The following is a 3,318-nucleotide window of genomic DNA, read 5'->3' as shown; positions in this document are numbered from 1 at the left end:
CGCCACCGCGCTCGCCGCCATCCACGGCGCCGGGATCGTGCACCGCGACCTCAAGCCCGCCAACGTGCTGCTGTCCTCCACCGGACCGCGCGTCATCGACTTCGGCATCGCCCGCGCCCTCGACGCCTCCGACGGTCCCACCCGCACCGGCCAGTTCGTCGGGACGCCGAACTACCTTCCGCCCGAACTGCTGCGCGGCGAGCCGGTCACGCCCGCGTCCGACGTGTTCTCGTGGGGCTGCGTCGTCGCCTACGCCGGGACGGGCGGCCCGCCGTTCAAGGGCAGTACCGTCCCGGAGATCTTCTACCGGGTCGCGCACGACGAGCCCGGGCTGGACGGGCTGGACCCCGGCCTGCGCGACATCGTCGCCGCCGCGCTCGACAAGGACCCGCGCAACCGCCCGTCCGTCCAGGACCTGCTCGGACGGCTGGTCGGCCACGGCGAGACCGACCCGGCCACGCTCGCCCAGACCGTCCAGGCCGGCTGGCACGGCCCCGCGCACGACCCGACCGTCCAGGCGCGGACCGGCCAGGCGCCGACCGGCCAGACCGCCTTCCATTCACCGCCGGCCACGTCCGGCGGCGACACCACGCGCCGCGACGGCCCGGTCGCCGGCGGCCGGAGCGGGCTCCCCCGCCGCCCGCTGATCATCGGCGCCGCGGCCGTCGCCGCGCTCGCGGTCCTCGCCGTCGTCGGTCTCACCGTGCTGCGTCCGGGCGGCCCGCCCGAGAACCTCGCCACGGTGTTCAGCGACGACTTCTCCAACGACGACTCCGGCTGGGATGCGTTCGGGGACGACTACGGCTACCGTGACGGCACGTACCGGATGCAGACCAGCGGAAGCACCGCGTCCGTCTCCAGGTGGGTGCCCAAGGAGGACGTGAAGACGTTCCCCGACCCGGTCCTCGTGACCGTGACGACCAGTGTCGCCGAGGGGCCGGCCGACGCCCGCTACGGGCTGCTGTGCCGCGCCAACAACAACCAGGACACGATCTACCAGTACCTGTTCATGGTCCGCAAGGACGGCAAGGGCGCGGTGCTCCGCAAGACCAACGGCGAGCAGGGCAGCAAGGAGCTCGCCGCACCGGACTCGGTGCCCGGCTTCTCCGACGACGGCCCCAACACGCTGCAGATCGGCTGCGAGAGCGCGGACGGCGGCAAGGAGGTCAGGCTGCGGCTCTGGGTGAACGGCGACCAGGTGATCGACGTGACGGACACCGACCAGCCGCTCGACAACGGATGGACGGGGATGGAGCTCCAGCGGGGCGGGAACCCCGCACAGGTGGCGGCCGTCCAGTTCGACGACTTCGACATGTCGAAGATCCTCGGCTGACGGCCGCCGCGCCGCGGGCTCGACCGAAGGGTCAGCCGGCGGGAAGGTACCCGTTCGTCCAGCGGGTCAGCTCCTCGAAGACCCGCGTGCGGGCGGGCTCGTCCGACAGGACCAGGTCGTGCAGGCCGCCGTCGATCCGGACGAGCGTGACGTGCCGGCCGATCCGGGGTGCCCAGCGCGCCATGTGCTCGACGTCCAGGACGGCGTCGGCGCCGGTCACGTCCAGCACCTTGCGGGTGGGGCGGATGCTGCGCGTGGAGGCCATGACCAGCACCGGGACGTCGACGTCCAGTCCCCTGTGCAGGCGGAGCTGCCCGCGGCGGACGGCCGCCAGCCACGCCGCCCGCACCGGGAACCCGAGGATCGGCTTCCATTCCAGGTCGAAGTCCCACTCGCCCTCGTGGTCGCGGTGGATGCTCCGCGGATACCGGTCGGACACGCCCGCCGGCAGCTTCGCCTTCGGGAACCGGGGACGCAGCGCCCGCGCGAGGCCCGCGCCGACCTTGCGCATCACCAGCGGCTCGGCGATGTCCAGGAACGGGCTGTTGAGGAACAGGCCGTCGACGAGGCCCTTGCCCCGCGCCCCGGCCGCCCACAGCGCGGCGATGAGCCCGCCGGTCGAGTGGCCGTTCAGCAGCAGCGTGTCGTGCCCGTCCACGTCCCGGACGATCCGCACGGCCTCGTCGATCTCCGGGAAGTAGTCCGACAGGCTCTCGACGTAGTTCGGGGTCTGGTGCGGGCGCAGCGACCGCCCGTACTTGCGCAGGTCGAGCGCGTAGAAGTCGAAGCCGAGGTCCACGTAGAAGTCGGCCAGGTGCCGCTGGAAGAAGTAGTCGACGAACCCGTGCAGGTACAGCACCGCGCGGCGGGACGGATCGGTGCCGCGCCTGCGCACCAGCGTCGCCACGACCTCACCCTCGGCGTCCCGGCCCATCGGCAGCTCGAAAGCCTCGTAGTCTGGGCCGAGCACGTCCACCGTCATGTCCACCGTTCCTCCCGAACCCGCCCGCGGATACCGGCATCTAAGCGTATGGGCGGGAGGTTCAGGGCCGCACGCGGGAACGCGCGGGCCCTGATCCGACGTCAGCAGAACAGAACACCCTCCGGCTCCGGGAGACCCCCATGCAGGCCCCCCTTCGTGACCGTGACCCCCGGCGGCTCGGCCCCTACCGGTTGCTCGGGCGGCTCGGCCGCGGCGGGATGGGCACGGTCTTCCTCGGCGAGGACGACTCCGGCCGGCAGGTCGCGGTCAAGGTCATCAACGCGGACCTGGCCGACGACGAGGCGTTCCACCAGCGTTTTCGCAGCGAGGTGACGGCGGCGCGGCAGGTCCGCCGGTTCTGTACCGCCGCGGTGCTGGACGCCCGGCTGGACGGCGAGCCGCTGTACGTGGTGACCGAGTACGTCTCCGGCCCGTCGCTGGACGCGGCCGTCACCGAGGGCGGGCCGCTGCGCGGCGGCGACCTGGAGGCCCTGGCGGTCAACATCGCGACGGCGCTGAGCGCGATCCACGGCGCGGGGATCGTGCACCGCGACCTCAAGCCGTCCAACGTGCTGCTGTCCCCGACCGGCCCGCGCGTGATCGACTTCGGCATCGCCCGCGCGCTGGACGCCTCGGACGGTCCGACCAGGACCGGCCAGTTCATCGGCACGCCCGCCTACATGGCGCCCGAGCTGATGAACGGCGCCGAGATCACCCCGGCGGCGGACGTGTTCGCCTGGGGCTGCGTCCTCGCGTACGCGGGCACGGGCCGCGTCCCGTTCGGCGGCGGGACGCTCCCGGAGACGATCCACCGGGTGACCGGCGGCGAGCCCGACCTGGACGGGCTCGACCCGGCGCTGCGCGCTCTCGTCGCCCGGTCGCTGGCGAAGGACCCGGCCGAACGGCCCGCGGTCAGCGGGCTGATCCAGGCCCTGACCGGCCGGGAGGAGCCGCCGTCCACACCTCCCGCGGTCGCCTTCCCCCCACCGTCACCCCCGCAGCC

General features: G+C 73.2%; 3 protein-coding genes. 2 read left to right on the top strand and 1 reads right to left on the bottom strand.

Annotated features, from left to right (window positions below):
• Positions 1–1,333, top strand: a 1,333-nt coding sequence (locus tag E1281_RS38660; RefSeq protein WP_131884653.1) for a serine/threonine-protein kinase, incomplete at its 5' end; no start/stop codon positions are given.
• Positions 1,334–1,364: 31 nt separating this feature from the next.
• Here the strand turns inward: E1281_RS38660 and E1281_RS38655 are convergent.
• Positions 1,365–2,315, bottom strand: a complete 951-nt coding sequence (locus E1281_RS38655; protein WP_131884652.1) for an alpha/beta hydrolase — start codon at positions 2,313–2,315, stop codon at positions 1,365–1,367.
• Between the two features lie 140 nt (positions 2,316–2,455).
• Between E1281_RS38655 and E1281_RS38650 the strand changes: the two genes are divergently transcribed.
• On the top strand, positions 2,456–3,318 hold an 863-nt coding region (locus E1281_RS38650), incomplete at its 3' end, for a serine/threonine-protein kinase (protein ID WP_131884651.1).

It is taken from the genome of Actinomadura sp. KC345 (assembly GCF_004348515.1).
In the GTDB taxonomy this organism is placed as follows: Bacteria; Actinomycetota; Actinomycetes; order Streptosporangiales; family Streptosporangiaceae; genus Spirillospora.
Note: the sequence above shows the minus strand (reverse complement) of the source record. Positions and strands in the feature narration are given on the sequence as shown.